This window comes from Aquabacterium sp. (assembly GCF_035476535.1).
Taxonomy (GTDB): Bacteria; Pseudomonadota; Gammaproteobacteria; order Burkholderiales; family Burkholderiaceae_C; genus Pseudaquabacterium.
Map to the genome: position 1 here is coordinate 1 of NZ_DATILJ010000063.1, position 17,943 is coordinate 17,943.

Annotated in this window: 15 protein-coding genes; 3 read left to right on the forward strand and 12 right to left on the reverse strand. The window is 71.0% G+C overall.

The window, feature by feature from the left end; genetic code table 11:
• From ssuC to VLK61_RS06435, 6 genes are all read right to left on the reverse strand, one after another.
• Positions 1–687, reverse strand: a 687-nt coding sequence (gene ssuC, locus VLK61_RS06410; protein WP_325419413.1) for an aliphatic sulfonate ABC transporter permease SsuC, incomplete at its 3' end; no start/stop codon positions are given.
• An 11-nt stretch (positions 688–698) separates the two neighbouring features.
• Entirely contained in the window at positions 699–1,952 is a 1,254-nt protein-coding gene (ssuD, locus tag VLK61_RS06415; protein ID WP_325419415.1) for an FMNH2-dependent alkanesulfonate monooxygenase, read from the reverse strand.
• A gap of 13 nt (positions 1,953–1,965) precedes the next feature.
• A complete protein-coding gene (locus VLK61_RS06420) occupies positions 1,966–2,940 on the reverse strand; it encodes an aliphatic sulfonate ABC transporter substrate-binding protein (RefSeq protein WP_325419417.1) in 975 nt (324 codons plus the stop codon).
• A 10-nt stretch (positions 2,941–2,950) separates the two neighbouring features.
• Positions 2,951–3,937 carry a sulfonate ABC transporter substrate-binding protein gene (locus VLK61_RS06425; RefSeq protein ID WP_325419419.1) on the reverse strand — a complete coding sequence of 329 codons (987 nt, stop codon included), beginning with the start codon at positions 3,935–3,937 and terminating at the stop codon, positions 2,951–2,953.
• 128 nt (positions 3,938–4,065) lie between these two features.
• Entirely contained in the window at positions 4,066–4,611 is a 546-nt protein-coding gene (gene ssuE / locus VLK61_RS06430; RefSeq protein ID WP_325419421.1) for an NADPH-dependent FMN reductase, read from the reverse strand.
• Between the two features lie 233 nt (positions 4,612–4,844).
• Complete coding sequence (locus tag VLK61_RS06435) at positions 4,845–5,759, reverse strand: glutaminase (RefSeq protein WP_325419423.1); 915 nt, start codon at positions 5,757–5,759, stop codon at positions 4,845–4,847.
• A gap of 154 nt (positions 5,760–5,913) precedes the next feature.
• On the opposite strand from VLK61_RS06435, the gene VLK61_RS06440 reads away from it, so the two are divergent.
• Entirely contained in the window at positions 5,914–9,447 is a 3,534-nt protein-coding gene (locus VLK61_RS06440) for a two-component regulator propeller domain-containing protein (protein ID WP_325419425.1), read from the forward strand.
• 130 nt (positions 9,448–9,577) lie between these two features.
• Here VLK61_RS06440 and VLK61_RS06445 read toward each other — a convergent pair whose 3' ends face one another.
• Positions 9,578–9,790, reverse strand: coding sequence for a hypothetical protein (locus VLK61_RS06445; RefSeq protein WP_325419427.1), 213 nt, complete (start codon positions 9,788–9,790; stop codon positions 9,578–9,580).
• Between the two features lie 156 nt (positions 9,791–9,946).
• On the opposite strand from VLK61_RS06445, the gene VLK61_RS06450 reads away from it, so the two are divergent.
• Positions 9,947–10,594 carry a histidine phosphatase family protein gene (locus tag VLK61_RS06450; RefSeq protein ID WP_325419429.1) on the forward strand — a complete coding sequence of 216 codons (648 nt, stop codon included), beginning with the start codon at positions 9,947–9,949 and terminating at the stop codon, positions 10,592–10,594.
• A 50-nt stretch (positions 10,595–10,644) separates the two neighbouring features.
• Here the strand turns inward: VLK61_RS06450 and VLK61_RS06455 are convergent, their stop codons facing one another.
• Together VLK61_RS06455 and VLK61_RS06460 are read right to left on the reverse strand one after the other, a co-directional pair.
• Positions 10,645–11,985: a tetratricopeptide repeat protein gene (locus VLK61_RS06455; protein ID WP_325419431.1), complete on the reverse strand. Its 1,341-nt coding sequence runs from the start codon at positions 11,983–11,985 to the stop codon at positions 10,645–10,647.
• A 7-nt stretch (positions 11,986–11,992) separates the two neighbouring features.
• On the reverse strand, positions 11,993–13,483 hold the full coding sequence (locus tag VLK61_RS06460) for an ABC transporter substrate-binding protein (RefSeq protein WP_325419432.1): 1,491 nt from the start codon (positions 13,481–13,483) through the stop codon (positions 11,993–11,995).
• Positions 13,484–13,596: 113 nt separating this feature from the next.
• Between VLK61_RS06460 and VLK61_RS06465 the strand changes: the two genes are divergently transcribed.
• Complete coding sequence (locus tag VLK61_RS06465; RefSeq protein WP_325419434.1) at positions 13,597–14,907, forward strand: tetratricopeptide repeat protein; 1,311 nt, start codon at positions 13,597–13,599, stop codon at positions 14,905–14,907.
• Between the two features lie 92 nt (positions 14,908–14,999).
• On the opposite strand, the gene VLK61_RS06470 is transcribed toward VLK61_RS06465, so the two are convergent.
• From VLK61_RS06470 to VLK61_RS06480, 3 genes are all read right to left on the reverse strand, one after another.
• Positions 15,000–15,377, reverse strand: coding sequence for a VOC family protein (locus tag VLK61_RS06470; RefSeq protein WP_325419436.1), 378 nt, complete (start codon positions 15,375–15,377; stop codon positions 15,000–15,002).
• A gap of 58 nt (positions 15,378–15,435) precedes the next feature.
• Positions 15,436–15,813 carry a thioredoxin family protein gene (locus tag VLK61_RS06475; RefSeq protein WP_325419438.1) on the reverse strand — a complete coding sequence of 126 codons (378 nt, stop codon included), beginning with the start codon at positions 15,811–15,813 and terminating at the stop codon, positions 15,436–15,438.
• 86 nt (positions 15,814–15,899) lie between these two features.
• Positions 15,900–17,831, reverse strand: a complete 1,932-nt coding sequence (locus VLK61_RS06480) for a PhoX family protein (RefSeq protein ID WP_325419440.1) — start codon at positions 17,829–17,831, stop codon at positions 15,900–15,902.
• Between the last annotated feature and the right edge of the window lie 112 nt (positions 17,832–17,943).

The following is a 17,943-nucleotide window of genomic DNA, read 5'->3' on the forward strand; positions in this document are numbered from 1 at the left end:
TCCCGCGTAGAGCAGGATCCCCACCAGCACCACATCGGTCTGCAGGAACTCACGCGCATTCATCGTCAGGTAGCCGATACCGGCCTGCGCCGAGATCGTCTCGGCAACGATCAGCAGCACCCACATCAGCCCCAGCGAAAAACGCACGCCGACCAGGATCGAGGGCAATGCGCCGGGCAGGATCACCTGGCGGTACAGCGCCCAGCTGCTGAGGCCGTAGCTGCGCGCCATCTCGATCAGGCCCTTGTCGACCGAGCGGATGCCGTGGAAGGTGTTCAGGTACAGCGGGAAGAACACGCCCAGCGCGACCAGGAACAGCTTGGCCGACTCATCGATGCCGAACCACAGGATGACCAGCGGAATCAGCGCCAGCGCCGGGATGTTGCGCACCATCTGCAGCGTGGAATCGAGCAGCGTCTCGGCGATGCGGAAGCTGCCGGTGGCCAGACCCAGCAGCAGGCCCAGCCCACCGCCGATGGCAAACCCCAGCGCCGCGCGGCGCGTGCTCACCGCCACATGCGTGGCCATCTCGCCGGAGGCGGCCAACTGCCAGAAAGCCTTGAACACCGCCAGCGGCTCCGGCAGCACGCGGGTGGACAACCAGCCGGAAGACGAGGCGGCCTCCCAGGCCAGCAGGATCAGCACCGGCACCAGCCAGGGTGCGGCACGCGAAGTCCAGCGTTGCATGCTTGCGCCCCTCAACTGGCTGCCGCTGACTTCGGCAGATAGGTATTGGCAACGATCTCGCCGAACGGGCCGGTGTATCGGGCCCCCTGGAACGCCTGCGGCGTTCCACCCCCCGAGGGGGGCAGTCGATCTTGGGGCTGCCCGGCGATCGACTCCGGCTGCACCAGCTTCTCGCGCACGCCCAGCGGCAGCAGCGGGAACACCAGCTCGGCAAAGCGGTAAGCCTCCTCCAGGTGCGGATAGCCTGACAGGATGAAGTACTGCAGCCCCAGATCGGCATATTCGCGAATGCGTGCGGCCACTTGCTCCGGGTTGCCGACCAGTGCCGTGCCGGCGCCACCACGCACCAGGCCGACACCGGCCCACAGGTTGGGCGCCACTTCCAGGCCCTTGCGGATGTTGCCCGGGTCGTACTGCCCGCCGTGCAGCGCAGCCATGCGGCGCTGGCCGACGCTGTCCATCGCCGCGAACTTCTTCTGCGCGGCGGCCACGGTGGCGGGGTCCAGGTGCTGGATCAGTTCGCCGGCAGCGGCCCAGGCGGCTTCTTCGGTCTCGCGCACGATCACATGCAGCCGGATGCCAAAGTTCAGCGTGCGGCCGTACCGTGCGGCGCGTTCGCGGATGTCGGCCAGCTTCGCGGCCACCGCGGCCGGCGGTTCGCCCCAGGTCAGGTAGGTGTCGAGCTGCTGCGCCGCGAGTTCATGCGCCTCGGGCGACGAGCCGCCGAAGAACAGCGGCGGGTACGGCGCCTGCACCGGCGGGTAGATGACTTTCGCGCCGCGCACCTTCAGCTGCTCGCCGGCGAAATCCAGCGGCTCGCCGTGGTGGCTGCGCGCCAGCACCTCGCGCCAGATCGTCAGGAACTCGGTCGACAGCTGGTAGCGATCGGCATGGTTCAGGAACAGGCCGTCGCCTTCCAGTTCGTCGGCATCGCCCCCGGTCACCAGGTTCACCAGCAGGCGGCCGCCGGACAGGCGGTCGAAGGTGGCGGCCACGCGGGCCTGCTGCACCGGCTGCACCAGTCCCGGCCGCAGGGCCACCAGGAACTTCAGCCGCCGCGTGGCGTCGATCAGGCTGGACGCGACGGTCCACGGGTCTTCGCAGGAGCGGCCGGTGGGCAGCAGCACACCTTCATAACCCAGGGTGTCAGCGGCCACAGCGACCTGCTTGAAGTAGCTGAAATCGGCATGGCGGCCGCCGCGCGAGGTGCCGAGGTAGCGGCTGTCGCCATGGGTCGGGATGAACCACAGGATCTTGAGTGTCACGGTCGAATCTCCTTCAGCGCACGGCCTGCGCCACGCGGGCAGCGCCCGGTTGCCAGACGATGTCGGCCACGCGGATCGGTTTCGGAATCAGCCCGAGCTGGGCAAAGGCATCGGCCACGCGCTGTTGCTCGGCCACCAGTGCGGGCGTCAGCGGCCCCACCGGCGAGGGCTGGCGCCGTTCCAGCACGCGGTGCACGGTGGCCAGCCCCAGGCCGGCGAAATCGGCGAACAGCTGCGCAGCTGGCTTGCGCTGGCTTTGCACATAGGCATCGGCCTCGGTGAGCGCGGTGAACAGCTGCCGCAGCTGCGGCTCACGCTGTGTCAGGCCGCGGCCGGCCAGGTAGAAGGTGTTGTTGTTGGTCAGACCGCGGCTGGTGGCCAGCACGCGCACGCCGCCGGCGATCTCGGCCGCGGCGTAGTACGGATCCCAGATCGCCCAGGCATCGACAGCGCCTTTCTCGAAAGCCGCGCGCGCATCGGCCGGCGGCAGGTAAACGGGCGACACCTCGTTCCAGGCGACACCGCCCTTGGCCAGCGCCTGCACCAGCAGGAAATGCGCACTGGAGCCTTTCTGCGCGGCGATGCGTTTGCCCCTGAGGTCGGCCAGCGTCTTCAGTGCGGCCTCGGGTTTGACAAGGATCGCCGAGCTGTCGGGCTTGGCCGGTTCGGCGCCGACGTAGAACAGGTCCTTGCCGGCGGCCTGTGCAAAGACCGGCGGTGAATCGCCGACGCCGCCGAAGTCGACACTGCCGATGGCCAGGGCCTCCAGCAGCTGCGGCCCGGCCGGGAACTCGACCCACTTGACGGCCACGCCGGGCAGGCGTTTTTCCACCAGCGCCAGGCTCTTGGCGACGACCAGGTTGAACGAACCCTTCTGGAAGCCGATGCGCAACTCGGTGGGCGCCTGGGCCTGGCTGAAGGACGACGCGCTGGCGGCGCCGGTCGCAGCCAGCAGTTGCAGCGCACGGCGGCGGGTGAGGCGGCTCATGGTCATCACCTCACTTCGCCTGCGCGGTGGTGGCACCGGCGGCAGCGTTCACCGGGCTGCCCGGCAGTGCATCGGCAATGCGGATCGGCTTCGGGATCAGCTTCAGCGCATGGAAGGCATCGGCGATCTTCTGCTGCTCGGCACCGACGGCGGCAGTGACCGGCACCACGCCGAAGGGGTAGCGCCTCAGGCTCAGTTCCACGACATCGACGTCCAGGCCCTGCAGCGGGCCGATCAGTGCGGCCGCCTGCTTCAGGTTGGCTTTCAACCATTGCGCACGCTCGACGCTGTCGTCGAACAAGGCCTTGATCACCTGCGGCTGCTTCGCCGCGTAGTGGCGCTCGGCCAGGTAGTAGGCGTAGTTGTTGACCAGGCCGCGGCCGTTGGCCAGCACGCGTGCGCCGCTCTGCTTTTCCACGGCGGCGAGGAAGGGGTCCCAGATCACCCAGGCGTCGACCGCGCCTTTCTCGAAGGCCGCGCGCGCATCGGCCGGCGGCAGGAACACCGGCTGGATGTCGGCATAGTTCAGGCCCGCCGCTTCCAGTGCGCGCAGCAGCAGGTAGTGCACGTTGCTGCCCTTGTTCAGCGCCACCTTGCGCCCTTTCAGATCGGCCACGCGCTTGATCGGCGAGTCCTTCGCGACGACGATGGCCTCGGCCTCCGGCGCCGCCGGATCGTTGCCGATGTAGACGAAGTTGGCGCCGGCGGCCTGCGCAAAGATCGGTGGCGCCTCGCCGACGAAGCCGACATCGACCGCGCCGACGTTCAAGCCCTCCAGCAGCTGCGGCCCGGCGGGAAACTCCACCCACTTCACCGCCACGCCCAAGGGCGCGAGCTTGCGCTCCAGCGTGCCTTGGGCTTTCTGCAAGGCCAGCAGGCTGGCCGATTTCTGGTAGCCGATGCGCAGCAACTCGTTCGATTGCGCGCCGGCGGCGGGCAGCAAGGCCGCCAGCGTGAGCGCGGCGAACCAGGACTTCAAGGACTTCGAGATCTTCATGAGCGAGAACCGGCAAGAGGGGAAAAAGCCCCCGCGCGACGCGGGCCGCGCGGGGCTGAACGGTCTCGGGTGAGACCGGGAGACAAACGGGACCTCAGGGTCGACGCGGCGAGGTCAACCGATGAGCGTCAACAGGGCACGGCGACCGCGCGGCGCGTCGGCTCGAACAGACCGGCCAGCGCGCGGTCCAGCCGCTGCGCCAGCTCATCGGCCAGCGTGTAGTGGCCATCGGCATGACGCGGCAGTTGAGCGTCCAGCCCATACACCGCATCCAGGATGTGCCGTGCACCGAGGGCCGACAACACCGGCTTCAGCGCATAGTCCAGCGCCAGCAGGTGGCCGGGCGAGCCGCCGGTGGCCAGTGGCAGCACGGTGGTGTGGCGCAGCGCGTCGGCCGGCAGCAGGTCGATGAAGACCTTCAGCAGTCCGCTGTACGCGGCCTTGTAGATCGGCGTGGCCACCAGCAGCAGATCGGCCGCGAGCACCGGCTCGATCGCCGCGCGCAAGGCCGGGTGGCGCGCATCACCGGCCAGCAAGGCCTCGGCCGGCAGGCGGCGCAGATCGATGGGGTGGAACGAGTCGGCGCGCGCGCCCACACGTTCGGCGGCTTGGTGCAGCAGCCAGGCTGAGCGGGAACTTGCGGAAGGGCTGCCGGAGAGGCTGACGACGTGCATGGCCGTGGGTGGGAATCAACGATGCCTGCACGATACGCAGCAGGCCGCTTGAGTTGAACGAAGCAAAACGCGCTTGCATATGCTCAAGTGCAGGGGTCGACGTGCTGGTGCCGATAGCTCCCCGGTTCGCTGCGGCCCAGCCCCGCAGCAACGTCTTCAACGACCCCTTCGTGCAGGCCACCGCCGGCCTGCCCGGCTGCACAACGCCTACCGCTACGACGCCGAGACAAAACCTAGAAGATCGATCTCCCGGTCAGCGTGGTGAAGTGCTCCAGCGCCAGCGAGCCGGCCAGTGAATTGCCCGACGGCGCGAGCCCGGGCGACCACACGCAGACGCCGCATTCGCCCGGCACCAGCGCGACGATGCCGCCGCCCACGCCGCTCTTGGCCGGCAGGCCGACGCTGAAGGCGAAGTCGCCGGCAGCATCGTAGGTGCCGCAGGTCAGCATCAGCGCGTTGATGCGCTTGGCCGCACCCAGGCTGAGCAGGCGTTCGCCGGTGCGCGGCAGCACGCCGTGGTGGGCCAGCAAGGTCACGGCGCGGGCCAGGTCGACGCAGTTCATCTCGATCGCGCAATGCCGGCAGTAGGCGTCCAGCACCTGCGGCACCGGGTTGCGCAGGTTGCCGAAGCTCTTGATGAAGTAGGCCATCGCAGCATTGCGGTGCGCGGTGTCGCGTTCGGATTTCGCGACGCGCCGGTTGTAGTGGATGTCCTCGTGGCCGGCCAGTTTGCGTGTCAGGTCGACCACCGCGGTTTCCGGCACCGCATAACGTGTGCACAGCACGTCGGCCAGCACCAGCGCGCCGGCATTGATGAAGGGGTTGCGCGGAATGCCCGATTCGCGCTCCAGCTGCACCAGCGAATTGAAGGGGTTGCCCGAAGGCTCGCGGCCGACGCGCTGCCACAGCGCATCGCCCTCGCACTGCAGCGCCATCACCAGCGTGAACAGCTTGCTGATGCTCTGGATCGAGAACGGCACGCGCGCATCGCCGACCGCATGCACGGTGCCGTCGAGCTGCACCACCGCCATGCCGAAATGCTGCGGCGATACGCCCGCCAGCTCCGGGATGTAGTTCGCGACCTGGCCCTGGCCGATGACCGGCCGCAGCTGGTCGTGGATCTGTTCGAGCAGGGCCTGGTAGTCCATCGCGGGTCTCCGGTGAAAGCGCTGCAGTGTGCCAACATGTCCGCGCATGTCCCGGATCGGTGCCAGCGCACGGGGCGGCATGACGGGGCGCTGTGCTAGCCTCGCCGCTCCCCTGCCAGGCCGGGCATCCCTGCTGTCCTTGTCCGCTGTTCTGATGCCTGAACCCCTTGTCCGCACCGTGATGGGCGCGCTGTTGGCGGCGCTGCTGCTGTCGTTCACGGCCCACGCCCTGGCCGTGCCGGCGGCGCCGGCCGCACCCGCCACGCCCACGCGCTGGTCACGCCTGACGGAACCGGTGTTCCAGACGCTGGCGCGCAGCCAGGGCCTGCCCAACGACGTGGTCTACAGCGTCGCGCAGGACGCGCAGGGCTTTCTGTGGATCGGCACGGTCAGCGGCCTGGCGCGCTGGGATGGTTACGCCGCACGCCTGTACCGCTCGGGGCCGCCGGCTGCCGGGTTGCTGCCCGACGGCTGGATCCAGGTGCTGCAGCAGGACGCCGCTGGCCGGCTGTGGGTGGGCACCAGCGGCGGCGGCCTGGCGCGTTACGACGCGGCGCTGGACCGCTTCGACACCGTCGGCGCCGGCCCGCGGGGCCTGAGTCATGTCAATGTGCATGCGCTGCTGGACGACGGCAGCGGCCGCCTGTGGGTCGGCACCGATGGCGGGCTGGACCGCATCGACGCGCGCACGCTGCAGGTCACGCCGCAGGCATCGGCCGGCGCGGCCCTGGCCGGGCTGCCGCGCACGCGGGTGCTGTCGCTGCTGCGCGATGGTGAGGGCCGGCTGTGGGTGGGCACCGAGCTGGGGCTGTTTCGGCAGTCGGCGCCGGGCGCCCCGGCACATGGCGGCGCGGCCGCCTTCGAACGCGTCCCGCTGGCCGCCGACGTGCAGCCTGCCGTGCAGGCCTTGCAGCAGGACAGTCGCGGCCGCGTGTGGATCGGCACGCAGCAGCACGGTGCCTTCGTCTGGGGTGCGGGGCAGCCGAGCGCCCGCGCGCTGCAGCTGACGCCCTGGCAGGGCACGCCGCTGCAGGACGAGCATGTCACCAGCATCAGCGAAGTGCGCCCCGGCGTGGTCTGGCTGGCGACGCTGGGCCAGGGCGTGGTCGAGATCCAGCTCGGCGGCGACAGCAGCGCGCAGGACCCGTCGGACTCCCCCGCCGCGTTGCTGGGCGCGGGCTGGGACGCGCGGCGCATCCGCCACACGCCGGCCTCGCCCGGCAGCCTGGCCGACAACACCGTGCGCAGCCTGTTCCGCGACCGTGCCGGGCTGCTGTGGCTGGCCACCGACCGCGGCATCAGCCGCCATGACCCGACGCAGACGGCGGTGATGACGATGTTCGGGCTGGACGCGTCGGCCGCCTCGCGCGCCGGCGCCGAGATCAGCTGGATCCTGCCGACCGCGGACGGCCGGCTGTGGCTGGGCACGCACAAGCAGGGCGTGGTCATCGTCGACCCGGCGGGCGGCGCCGCGCAGGCGCTGCGGCCCGATGCCACGCAGTCGCTCAGCGCGCTGCCGCAGGACATCGTGCTGGCCATCGTCGAAGGCCTGGCACAGGAGAAATACATCGCCACCAAGCGTGGCCTGTACCGCGCCAGTGCCGACGGCCGCCAACTGCAGCGCGTACCGCTGGCGGGGCGCGACCCCGCGGCCAGCACCTGGGCGCTGTGGCGCGACGGCGAAACGCTGTGGATCGGCGGCGGCACCGATGGCCTGTGGTCGCTGGACCTGCGCAGCGGCCGCAGCCAGCGGCGCAGCAGCCCGGGCGGCGAAGTCGCGGCGGCCGATACCGCGGCCTGGCAGCTCAGCGAAGACCGGGTCACGGTGATCGCCGCGGCGCCGCAGGGCACGCTGTGGGTCGGCACGCGCAACGGCTTGAACCGCGTCGACCCGCAGCGTGGCGTGCTCAGCCGCTGGCTGCCCGAACGCGACAACCCGCAGGCGCTGGCCGGCGGCTTCATCACTGCCGTGCACACCGACCGCGCGGGCCGGCTGTGGGTCGGCACCTTCGGCGCCGGCCTGAGCCTGATCGAGCGGCCGCTGGAACAGCCGCTGCGCGTGCGCCGCCTCAGCGCCGCCGAGCCTGGCGCCGGCCGCCCTGGCGCGGCAGAACCGCGCGCCGGCCGCGCGGGCGCGGCCGAGGGCCTGCCGGACGACAACGTCAATGCCCTGCTCGAAGACGCGCAGGGCCGCGTCTGGGCCAGCACCGACAGCGGCCTGGCGCTGATCGACCCGGCCACGCTCAGCGTGCGCGCGCTGCGCGCCTCCGACGGCGTGATGTTCCCGATCTACTGGACCGGCGCGGCCGCGCGCACGGCCCAGGGCGAGTTGCTGTTCGGCGGCGCCGGCGGCATGACCGTCGTGCGGCCCGAGGCGGTGAGCGACTGGCGCTACACGCCGCCGGTGGTGGTGACGGCGCTGCAGGTCGGCGGCCAGCCACGCCCGCCGCAGGCGCTGCAGGCCGGCCAGCGCCTGGACATCGCACCCGAGGCCAACAGCCTGATCGTCGAGTTCGCCGCGCTGGACTATTCCGACCCGGCGCGGCTGCGCTACGCGACGATGCTGCAGGGCGTGGACCGCGACTGGGTCGAGACCGATGCGCAGCACCGGCTGGTCAGCCACGCCAAGCTGCCGCCGGGCGACTACACGCTGCTGCTGCGGGCCACCAACCGCCACGGCCTGTGGACCGACAAGCCGCTGCAACTGCCGCTGCGCGTGCTGCCGGCCTGGTACCAGACCTGGTGGGCGCGCGTGGGCGGCGTGCTGGCCGTGCTGCTGCTGGGCGCGCTGACCTTGCAGTTGCGCACGCGGCGCCTGCGCCAGCAGCAGGCCTGGCTGGAGCGGCGCGTCGACGAACGCACCGCGCAGCTGCGCGAGGTGACGCAGCGCCTGGCCGAAAAGTCCACCGCACTGGAGCGCAAATCGATGGCGCTGGAACAGGCCAGCCTGACCGACCCGCTGACCGGCCTGCACAACCGCCGCTACCTCACCGGGCGCCTCGCGACGCCCGGCGCTGGCGACGCCGGCTTCGCGATGCTGCTGATCGACATCGACCACTTCAAGCTCATCAACGACAGCCGCGGCCACGCCGTCGGCGACGCGGCGCTGGTGGCCGTGGCGCAGCGCCTTCAGCAGCAGCTGCGGCCCGGCGACCACCTGGTGCGCTGGGGCGGCGAGGAGTTCCTGCTGGTGGCCCATGGCATCGCGGCACGCGGCGCCGCCGCGCTGGCCGAGCGGCTGCGCCGCTGCATCCATGCGCCGGTGGCGCTGTCGGGCCACGCGTCGCACGACACAGCGCAGCACGACATCCGGCAGGACGACAGCGCGCTGCTGACGATGACGGTGTCGATCGGCTTCGCCTGCCTGCCGTTCGAGCCCGAACCGCCGGGCGACCGGGTCGCGCCACCGGACGCCGACAAGGCCGCCGCGTCAGCCGCGACGCAGGCCGGCGGCGCGGCCCTGCTGAGCTGGGAAGATGCGCTGGCGCTGGCCGACCTGGCGCTCTACGCCGCCAAGCGCAGCAGCCGCAACTGCTGGATGGGCCTGGCCGCCGGCCCGCAGCTGCGCGGCGAAGGCCTGGTGCAGCGCGCGCTGGCCGATCCGCAGGCTTGCGTGGCGCAGGGCGAGCTGGAGCTGATCAGCCAGGGGGATGCGGGCGCCATGGTGAGCGCGTTGCGCGGCCACTGACGACGGGTTGCGCGCCGCACCGGCTGCGCCAGCAGCTCAAGCGCCTTCCGTTGCAAACACGCGAAGGCGATGGCCATCGGACGGCAGCCTGATCCGCCCTCGGAGGCCAGACGCTTGGGGCGTTCGGGGCTCAGGGCAGTATCCCCGACGTCGCGCCGGGCAAGCGGCACTGTTCGCGGCGGTTGACGGTGACCCATTCGCCGCCGCGTTCGGCGCAGACCTTGCGTGCGGTTTCGATGCGATCGCGGATGCGGTCCGGCGCGGTGGCGACGCGGAACACCGTGCCGCCAACGGCCACCAGGGCCACGCCGAACACCAGGAGGCCGGTCGTTGCAGTGCGCATGTCGTGTTCTCCCTCAATGCGCCTGGCAGGATGCGGCCCGTCCAGTCGCCAACCCACTATAGCCAGCAGGGATCGTGCCGGCGATCCCCTGCTGCAAAGCCCCGCGGCACATGCAAGCAGGCATGTCCTTGCGGGAATGCCCCGACAATCCGACCCATGACCGAGTTGATCGTGATCCGCCACGGCGAGACCGACTGGAACCGCCAGCACCGCTTCCAGGGCCAGATCGACGTGCCGCTGAATGCCACCGGCCTGGCCCAGGCCGAACGCCTGGGTGAGCGGCTGGCCGATGAAACGATCGACGTGCTGGTGGCCAGCGACCTGCAGCGCGCCCACAGCACCGCGCAGGCCCTGGCACGGCGGCGCTCGCAGACGGTGCAGGCCGAACCGCTGTGGCGCGAGCAGGCCTTCGGCGTGCTGGAAGGCCTGGACGTGCCGACCATCCGCAGCCAGCACGCGCCCTTGTGGGACCAATGGGTGCGCCACGAGGCCGACTACGCCCTGCCCGGCGGCGGCGAAAGCAACCGCGGCTTCTTCGCCCGCGTGATGCAGGCACTGCGGGCCACCGTGGCCGCGCATGCCGGTGCGCGCATTGCCGTGGTCACGCACGGCGGTGTGCTGGACATGCTGTGGCGTGCCGCGCGGGCTCAGCCGCTGCACGGCCCGCGCACCTGCGAGATCCCGAACACCGGCATCAACCGCTTGCGCTGGACCGGCGACGCGCTGCAGATCCTGAGCTGGGCCGAGGCCGATCACCTGCACGGCCTGCCCGATCAGCCCAGCACGGTGCCGGCGTTGCGCTGAGGCCGAGCGGGCCGCGCCCTGTTCTCGCGCCCGCCGAGCCGGCGGGCGGTTCAGTGTCGGACCCGCGGCGGCGGCAGGCCGAGGCCGGCGCAGACCGCCTGCAGCCGGCGCTGCAAGCGTTCGGATTCGGGCTGCGCGTTGGCCAGCGGCTGCAGCAGGTTCAGTGCGCCGGCCAGCTGGCCGCTGCGCTGCAGCGCATCGAGGTGGACCTGCTCGAACAGCTCCCGCTGAGCATGGCTGCCGCCGATCGCCGTCAGCCGCGGCAAGGCCTGCGCCAGCTGGGCGGCCGCCGTGGCCCAGTCGCCGCGGGCATGGGCCAGCAGGCCGCGGCAGGCCGGCAGGGCCACCTGCTGCCAGGCCAGGCGCGACGCCGGGGGGGCCTGCGGCGCATGACGCGCGATGTGAGCGAGCAGCACATCCGCTTCCGGCCGCCCGGCCCGGGCCAGGCCGTAGAGGTACTGCATGTCGAGGAAGGGCTGCACCTGGTCCTGCACCCGCGCGGCCAACCAGCCGGCCAGCTCCGCCCAGCGCTCGCCCACCGCCACGCCGGCCAGTTCCAGCCGCGCCAGCAGCGACACCGCACCGACCTGGTCCTGCGAATAGCGCTTGTCGACACCCCAGACCTCGTGGTCGTACAGCGCCAGCGCGGCGGCATCGTCGCCGAGTTCGATGCGGAACAGCGCCAGGTGCCACCAGTTGTGCGTGCGCATGAACGAGCTCAGGCCGGACCACGGACCGCTGACGGCCGCGAGGAAGGCCGCGCCTTCGTGCAGCCGGCCTTCGGTCAGCATCACGTGGGCCAGCGCATGCTGGGCCCAGGGCTCGGCCGGTTGCATCGCCAGCGCCTGGCGCGCCGCCAGCTCGGCTTCGGCCAGCCGGTGGCATTGCTCCCAGGCAAAGGCCAGCATGCCGTGCAGCCAGGCCAGGTCGGCGGCGGCCGGCAAGGCCAGCAGCGCCAGCCGCAGCATCGCCGGCGAATCGCCCAGGTTGAAGGCGTGGTACTGCGCCAGCTTCAGCGCGCAGAGGTCGCGCGGGTGCTCGGCCAGCGTCTGCGCATGCTGGCCGATCGCCGTGGCCGCGTCGCCGTCGACCCAGGCGGCCACGGCGCTGGCGAACTGACGCTCTCTTTCTGTGCTAGGCAGTCCTGCCTTGGCGGCGCGCGCCAGGTGGGCGCGCGCGGCCGGCGGAGCGCTGGGCGCTTCGGCAAACATCTGCAGCGCGGCGGCGCAGGCCTGCACGATCAGGCTGTGATCGGCCTCGGCGGCGGCCAGCACCGCCAGGATGTCCGGCGTGTAGCCGAGGAAGCCGTTGATGAATCCGGCCACCGCCGCCACGCTGGCCTCGTGCTGCACCCGGATGGGGTTGCCGAAGGGGTCGCGCGCGGCGATCACGGCGCGCCTATTCCCAGGACAGCGAGGACAGGTCGTTGACCGAGATCGGCATGTTCTTCCACACGCCCTTCAGCCGCGCGTTGGCCACCGTGATGTACGAGGGCGCATACAGGTAGGCGGCCACCGCGTCGTCGGCCACCAGGCGCTGCACCTCGGCCAGGTACTGGTGGCGCAGCTTGGCATCGGCGGTGGCGTTGACCTGGGCCCACAGGGCGTTGAACTTCGGCGAGTCGTAGTTCCAGTAGTAGCCCGGCCGCGCGAAGTTGCCCATGTCCAGCGGTTCCACATGGGCCACGATGGTCAGGTCATAGGCCTTCTGGCCGTACACGCCGGACAGCCATTGCGCCCATTCCACATTCTCCTGTTTGGCGATGATGCCCACCTTGGCCAGCATCGCGGCGATGACCTCGCCGCCCTGGCGGGCATACGGCGGCGGCGGCAGCTTCAGCGACAACTCCAGCGGCGCCGTCACGCCGGCTTCCTTCAGCAGCGCGCGCGCCTTGTCGGGGTTGTAGGCATTCACAGCCGTCAGGTCGACATAGCCCGGCGCGCCCGGCGTGTAGAAGCTGCCGATGGGCAGGCCATGGCCATCGGCCACGCCATCGATGATCTGCTGGCGGTCGATGGCCATCGCGATGGCGCGGCGCACGCGCACGTCGTCCAGCGGCTTCTTCTTGTTGTTGATCGCCACGATGGTCTTGGCACGCGAGCCGCTGATGACGATCTGGAAGCGCTTGTCGCGCTTGAACTGGTCCAGCGAGCGCCCGGCCGTGACGCGCGGAAAGCAGTCCACGTCACCGGCCAGCAGCGCGGCCACCTGCGCGGCACTGTCGCTGATGAAGCGCATCGTCACCCGGCGCAGCTTGATGGCCTTGGCATCGCGGTAGCCGTCCCAGCGCGCGAGCACGACGGCCGAGCCCTTGGCCCAGCTCTCCAGCTTGTACGGCCCGGTGCCCACCGGCTGGGTGCCGTTGCCGGCCACGCTCTTGGGCTCGACCATCACCGCGGTGGCCTGGCCCAGCTGGAACAGGAAATCGGGGTTCGGGTTCTTCAGCGTCAGCACCACCGTCATGTCGTCGGTCAGCGCGATGTTGAGGATGTTGGCGAAAGTGGCCTTGTCCTTGTTCACCGAATCGGCGGCCACCGCGCGTTCCAGCGTGAACTTCACGGTCTGCGCGTTGAAGGCTTCGCCGTTCTGGAACGTGACACCGGGGCGCAGCTGGAAGGCCCAGGTCTTGTTGTCCGGCGTCACCGTCCAGCTTTGCGCCAGCAGCGGCGTGATCGTCGAGTCGCTGTTGATCTTGGTCAGCGTCTCGAAGATGTTGTAGAGCACCACCTCGCCGATCGCCGCGGCCGCGCCGGCCGTGGGGTCCAGCCCGGGCGTCGGCTCCAGCGTCATGGCCAGCACCAGCGTGTCCTTCTTCGCCTGGGCCTGGGCCATCCAGGGGCTGAGGCCCAGCGCGGCCGGCAGGGCCAGGGCGGTGCGGCGTCGGATCATGAACGGGCTCCTTGTGTGGGCAGGGATGGCGGTCTGGCCCGCATGCTAGCCGCAAGGGCCGGGCACTGCGTGGCGCTGAGACAATCCCGCAGAGGCCCACCAATGAACCGCCGATGAACGACAGTTTCGAGTCCGCACGACAGCACTTCCTCGACGGCGTGCGCCGCTACGAGGCGGGCGACGCGGCAGCCGCGGCCTTGTGCTTCGAGGCGGCGCTGGCGCGGGTGCCCGGGCGGGTGTCGGTGCTGGTGAACCTGGCCGCGGCGCGGCTGCAGCTGGCGCAGCCGCGTCAGGCGCTGACGGCACTGGACGAGGCGCTGGCGGCGGAGCCGCAGCACGCGGATGCCTGGTGCCACCGCGGCATCGCCTGCAGCGAGCTGGGCCGGGACGACGATGCGCTGCACAGTTTCGACCGCGCGCTGGCGCTCGAGCCCGGCCAGGTGCCGGCGCGCTACCACCGTGCCGCCACGCTGAACCGGCGGGGCCGGCATGCGCAGGCGCTGGACGCGCTCGACGGCCTGCTGCGCGACGCGCCGGCGCACAGCCAGGCCTGGATGCTGCACGGCCAGACCTTGCAGTCGCTGGGCCGGCACGCGCAGGCACAAGCCTCGTACGAACAGGCGCTGGCGCTGGACCCCGCGCTGGGCCGGGCCTGGAGCCACCTGGGCCACTTGCTGAACGACCTGGGCCAGCCGCAGCCTGCGGCGCTGGCCTTCGAGCGTGCGGCTGCCTGCGGCGACGAGCGGCCGATGAACCACTACTTCCTGGCCGCGCTGACCGGCCGTGAAGCCCCGCCGGCGACGCCGCCGGCCTATGTGCGGGCGCTGTTCGACAGCTACGCGCAGGACTTCGAGACCCACCTGGTGCAGACGCTGCACTACCGCGCGCATGCGCTGGTGGTGCAGGCGGCGCAGGCTGCGCTGCTGCCGGGCCCCGGGCTGCTCTCCTCGGCGCTGGACCTGGGCTGCGGCACCGGCTTGTGCGGCCCGCTGCTGCGGCCGCTGGCCCGCCAGCTGACAGGGGTGGACCTGTCGCCGACGATGCTGGCGCGTTCGGCCGAGCGCGCGGTCTACGACGATCTCGTGCAGGCCGACATCGCCGAGCACCTGCAGCACACGCCCCGGCGGCACGCGCTGGTGGTGGCCGCCGATGTCTTCATCTACATTGGCGATCTCGATGCGGTATTCGCCGGCGTGCGGCGCGTGTTGCAGGCCGGCGGTGTGTTCGCCTTCTCGGTCGAAGCGACCGGCGACGAACACGGCTGGCAGTTGCGTCGCAGTTTTCGCTACGCTCATTCCGAGCGTTATCTGCGTGCGCTGTCCGCCGCCCACGGCTTCGAGCTGCTGGCACTTCAGACTGCGAGCCTGCGCGAAGAGCAGCGCCAGGCCATCGAAGGTCGGATCGTCTGTCTGCGGGCTCCATGAACGAGGGATGGTGAGCTTGTACACCGGGCGGTTTCAAGTCTGAACTGCAACAGCCGTTTGTCCGACTGCCCAGCAGCGCGGATTGCGCTGTGTCAGATGAGCTCCGAGATCTCGATCAGGTTCAGATCCGGGTCGCGCAGATAGACCGAGCGGATGCGCTGTGTGGCGCCGGTGCGCTCTACCGGGCCTTCGATGATCGGCCAGGGCGCGGCCTGCAGCTGCGCAATGACCTGCGCCAAGGGCCGGTCGGCAATGAAACACAAATCCAGCGCGCCCGGCACTGGCAGGTGCGCCTTGGGGTCGAACTCGTGACCCCGCTCGTGAATGTTGATCTTCTGCTGGCCGAAGCACAAGGCCAAGCGGCCGCCGGCAAAGGTCTCCAGCCGCATGCCCAGCACGCGGGTGTAGAAGTCGACGCAGGCCTCGCGGTCGATCGTCGTCAGAACCAGGTGGTCGAGGTGGTCGATCATGGCGGTGTGCTCGCAAGGGGTGAAGGATTCAGCGGTGAAGGGCTGGGCAGCGACGGGCTCACACCGGCCGCAGCGGCGCCAGCCGCCACACCGCAGCGGCCATGGCCGGCGGCACGCGTGCCGCGTCGCCGGGCGCCAGCGAGTGCTCGGCCAGCGCGGCCAGCAGGCGCGCCAGCGTGCCGGCGTGCGGGAGCACCGTGCCGTGGAACAGCGGCCGGCCGGCGCGCAGCAGCATCAGCGTCGGGAAGTCCTCGATGTCCAGCGCGGCCTCGCCCAGCGCATCGCTGTCGTCCTCGATGTCGATCCATGCGAAGTGCAGCTCCGGGTGCGCGGCGGCGGCGGCGGCCAGCGTGCCGCGGTAGCTGGTGCAGGTGCCGCACCAGGCGGCACACAGGCAGGCCACCAGCGTGGCCTCGGCGGGCAGGGTCTCGCTCATCGCGGCGAGTCTGCCAGAGCCGGGCTGAGCAGGCACCGCTGCCACCGCGCAGCTGCGGCAGCGGTGGGGTTCAGCCCGCGACGGGTTCAGCTGCCGATCACGCCACCATCGTTCTTGCGGATCACCACGGTGGCCGAGCGCGGCCGGCCGGCCGGGTTGTGGTCCGGCCAGTTCGACAGGCGGCGCGGGCTCGCCGGGTCGCTGCGCTCGCTGGGGCTTTCGCCGGGATGCTGGATGTTGATGAACATCGTGCGCCCATCCGGCGTGCCGGTGGCGCCGGTGATCTCGCAGCCGGCGGGGCCGACCAGGAAGCGGCGGATCTCGCCGCTGCGCGGGTCGGCGGCCAGCATCGCGTTGTTGCCCAGCCGCGCCAGATCGCCCTTGCCCATCGCCGAGGTCGACATGTCGGTCTGGATCCACAGCAGGCCGCGGGCATCGACCCACAGGCCATCGGGGCAGCCCAGCGCGTCGCCCTTGACCTTGCCCTTGGCCTCGGCGCGCTCATTGCTGGCATCGCCGGCCAGCACGAAGTGGTTCCACTGGAACGTGGCGGCATCGAAGTCGCCGTCTTCCTTCCAGCGGATGATGTGGCCCATGGTGTTGTTCGCCCGCGGGTTGGCCGCGTCGATCCCGGGCTGGTCCTTGCCGCCGCGGTTGCTGTTGTTGGTCAGCGTGCAGTAGACCCAGCCTTGCGGGTCGACGGCAATCCACTCCGGCCGGTCCATCTTGGTCGCGCCCAGCAGGTCGCTGGCCTGGCGGGTCTTGATCAGGACCTCGCCGGGGTCGGCGAAGCCATTGGCTGAAGTGAGCGGCCCCTGGCCATGGCTCAGCGCGATCCAGCGGCCCCTGCCGTCCGCGTCGAAGCGCGCGACGTGCAGCGTGCCATGGTCCAGCAGGCCGGCATTGGCGCTGGCGCCGCCGGGCTGCATGCGGTCGCGGCTGACGAACTTGTAGATGTACTCGAAGCGCGCGTCCTCGCCCATGTAGACGACGGCGCGGCCGTCCCGGGTCATCGCCACCGTGGCGCCTTCATGCGCGGCGCGGCCCAGCGCAGTGCGCTTGACCGGCGTGCTGCTGGGATTGAAGGGGTCGATCTCGACCACCCAGCCGAAGCGGTTCGGCTCGTTCGGGTTTTTCGTCGCATCGAAGCGCGCGTCGTGCTCGTGCCAGCGGTAGCCCGACGGGTCGCCCTTGCGCAGGCCCCAGCGCGCCTGGTGGGCGTCCGGCTGGTCGGGGCCTTTGAAGTAGTTGATGAAGTTTTCTTCGCAGGTCAGGTAGGTGCCCCAGGGCGTGATGCCGCTGGCGCAGTTGTTCAGCGTGCCCAGCACGCGCCGGCCCTGGGGGTCGGCGGCGGTGCGCAGCAGCGCATGGCCGGCGGCCGGGCCGCCAACGGCCATCGGCGTGCTGGCGGTGAAGCGGCGCGCCCAGGGCGACGGGCGCACGACGTCCCAGCGGCCGTTCTTCTGCTCGACCTCGATCACCGAGACACCGTGCGCGGCCTGGGCCTTGCGCACCTTCTCCGCGGTCCAGGGGCTCATGCCTCCCGGGTGCAGCAGGCCGTCGTCGGTGTATTCGTGGTTCATCACCAGCAGGCCGCCGTTGGATCCGTTCTGCGCGAAGTAGTGGATGCCATCGTGGTGCATGCCCATCTGCGCTTCCTGCTGGGCGGCGGTGTTGCTGCCGTCGGGCTGGAAGGCCGGGTTGTCGCCCGACAGCCCCACCGGCTCGCCCCAGGCCGCGATGACCTGCACGCTGTAGCCCTCGGGCACGCTCACCGTGTCGGCGGTGGAGACGGGCACGCTCTTGAAGCCGAGCGGCGCGCCGCCTTCGTCACCGTCACCGCTCGTCGTCGCGCAGCCGGCCAGCGCGGCGACGCCGGACAGCGGTGCCAGCAGCCCGCCGGCCGTGGCACCGAGCCCGCCGCGCAACAACCGGCGGCGGGCCGGGTCGGACAGCTCGTGGATGCTGGGGTTGGAGGAGCGGTTGCTGTCCTCCATCGTGTCGAAGTCCTTGGCCATGGTCGGGTTGCTGCAGATGACAAACCGGCAAGCATGGCGACCGTGCGTGACGCGCGAGTGACGCGCGCGTGACGATCGGGCCACCGATCGCCCGCACGGCCGCCGGCCGCGC

Excerpts from the sequence above, each read along its gene's own strand:
- VLK61_RS06470 (WP_325419436.1), bottom strand. The coding sequence starts at position 15,377 with ATGATCGACCACCTCGACCACCTGGTTCTGACGACGATCGACCGCGAG.
- VLK61_RS06440 (WP_325419425.1), top strand. The coding sequence starts at position 5,914 with ATGCCTGAACCCCTTGTCCGCACCGTGATGGGCGCGCTGTTGGCGGCG.
- VLK61_RS06460 (WP_325419432.1), bottom strand. The coding sequence starts at position 13,483 with ATGATCCGACGCCGCACCGCCCTGGCCCTGCCGGCCGCGCTGGGCCTC.
- VLK61_RS06480 (WP_325419440.1), bottom strand. The coding sequence starts at position 17,831 with ATGGCCAAGGACTTCGACACGATGGAGGACAGCAACCGCTCCTCCAAC.
- VLK61_RS06465 (WP_325419434.1), top strand. The coding sequence starts at position 13,597 with ATGAACGACAGTTTCGAGTCCGCACGACAGCACTTCCTCGACGGCGTG.
- VLK61_RS06475 (WP_325419438.1), bottom strand. The coding sequence starts at position 15,813 with ATGAGCGAGACCCTGCCCGCCGAGGCCACGCTGGTGGCCTGCCTGTGT.
- VLK61_RS06425 (WP_325419419.1), bottom strand. The coding sequence starts at position 3,937 with ATGAAGATCTCGAAGTCCTTGAAGTCCTGGTTCGCCGCGCTCACGCTG.
- VLK61_RS06450 (WP_325419429.1), top strand. The coding sequence starts at position 9,947 with ATGACCGAGTTGATCGTGATCCGCCACGGCGAGACCGACTGGAACCGC.
- ssuE (WP_325419421.1), bottom strand. The coding sequence starts at position 4,611 with ATGCACGTCGTCAGCCTCTCCGGCAGCCCTTCCGCAAGTTCCCGCTCA.
- VLK61_RS06420 (WP_325419417.1), bottom strand. The coding sequence starts at position 2,940 with ATGAGCCGCCTCACCCGCCGCCGTGCGCTGCAACTGCTGGCTGCGACC.
- VLK61_RS06435 (WP_325419423.1), bottom strand. The coding sequence starts at position 5,759 with ATGGACTACCAGGCCCTGCTCGAACAGATCCACGACCAGCTGCGGCCG.
- VLK61_RS06445 (WP_325419427.1), bottom strand. The coding sequence starts at position 9,790 with ATGCGCACTGCAACGACCGGCCTCCTGGTGTTCGGCGTGGCCCTGGTG.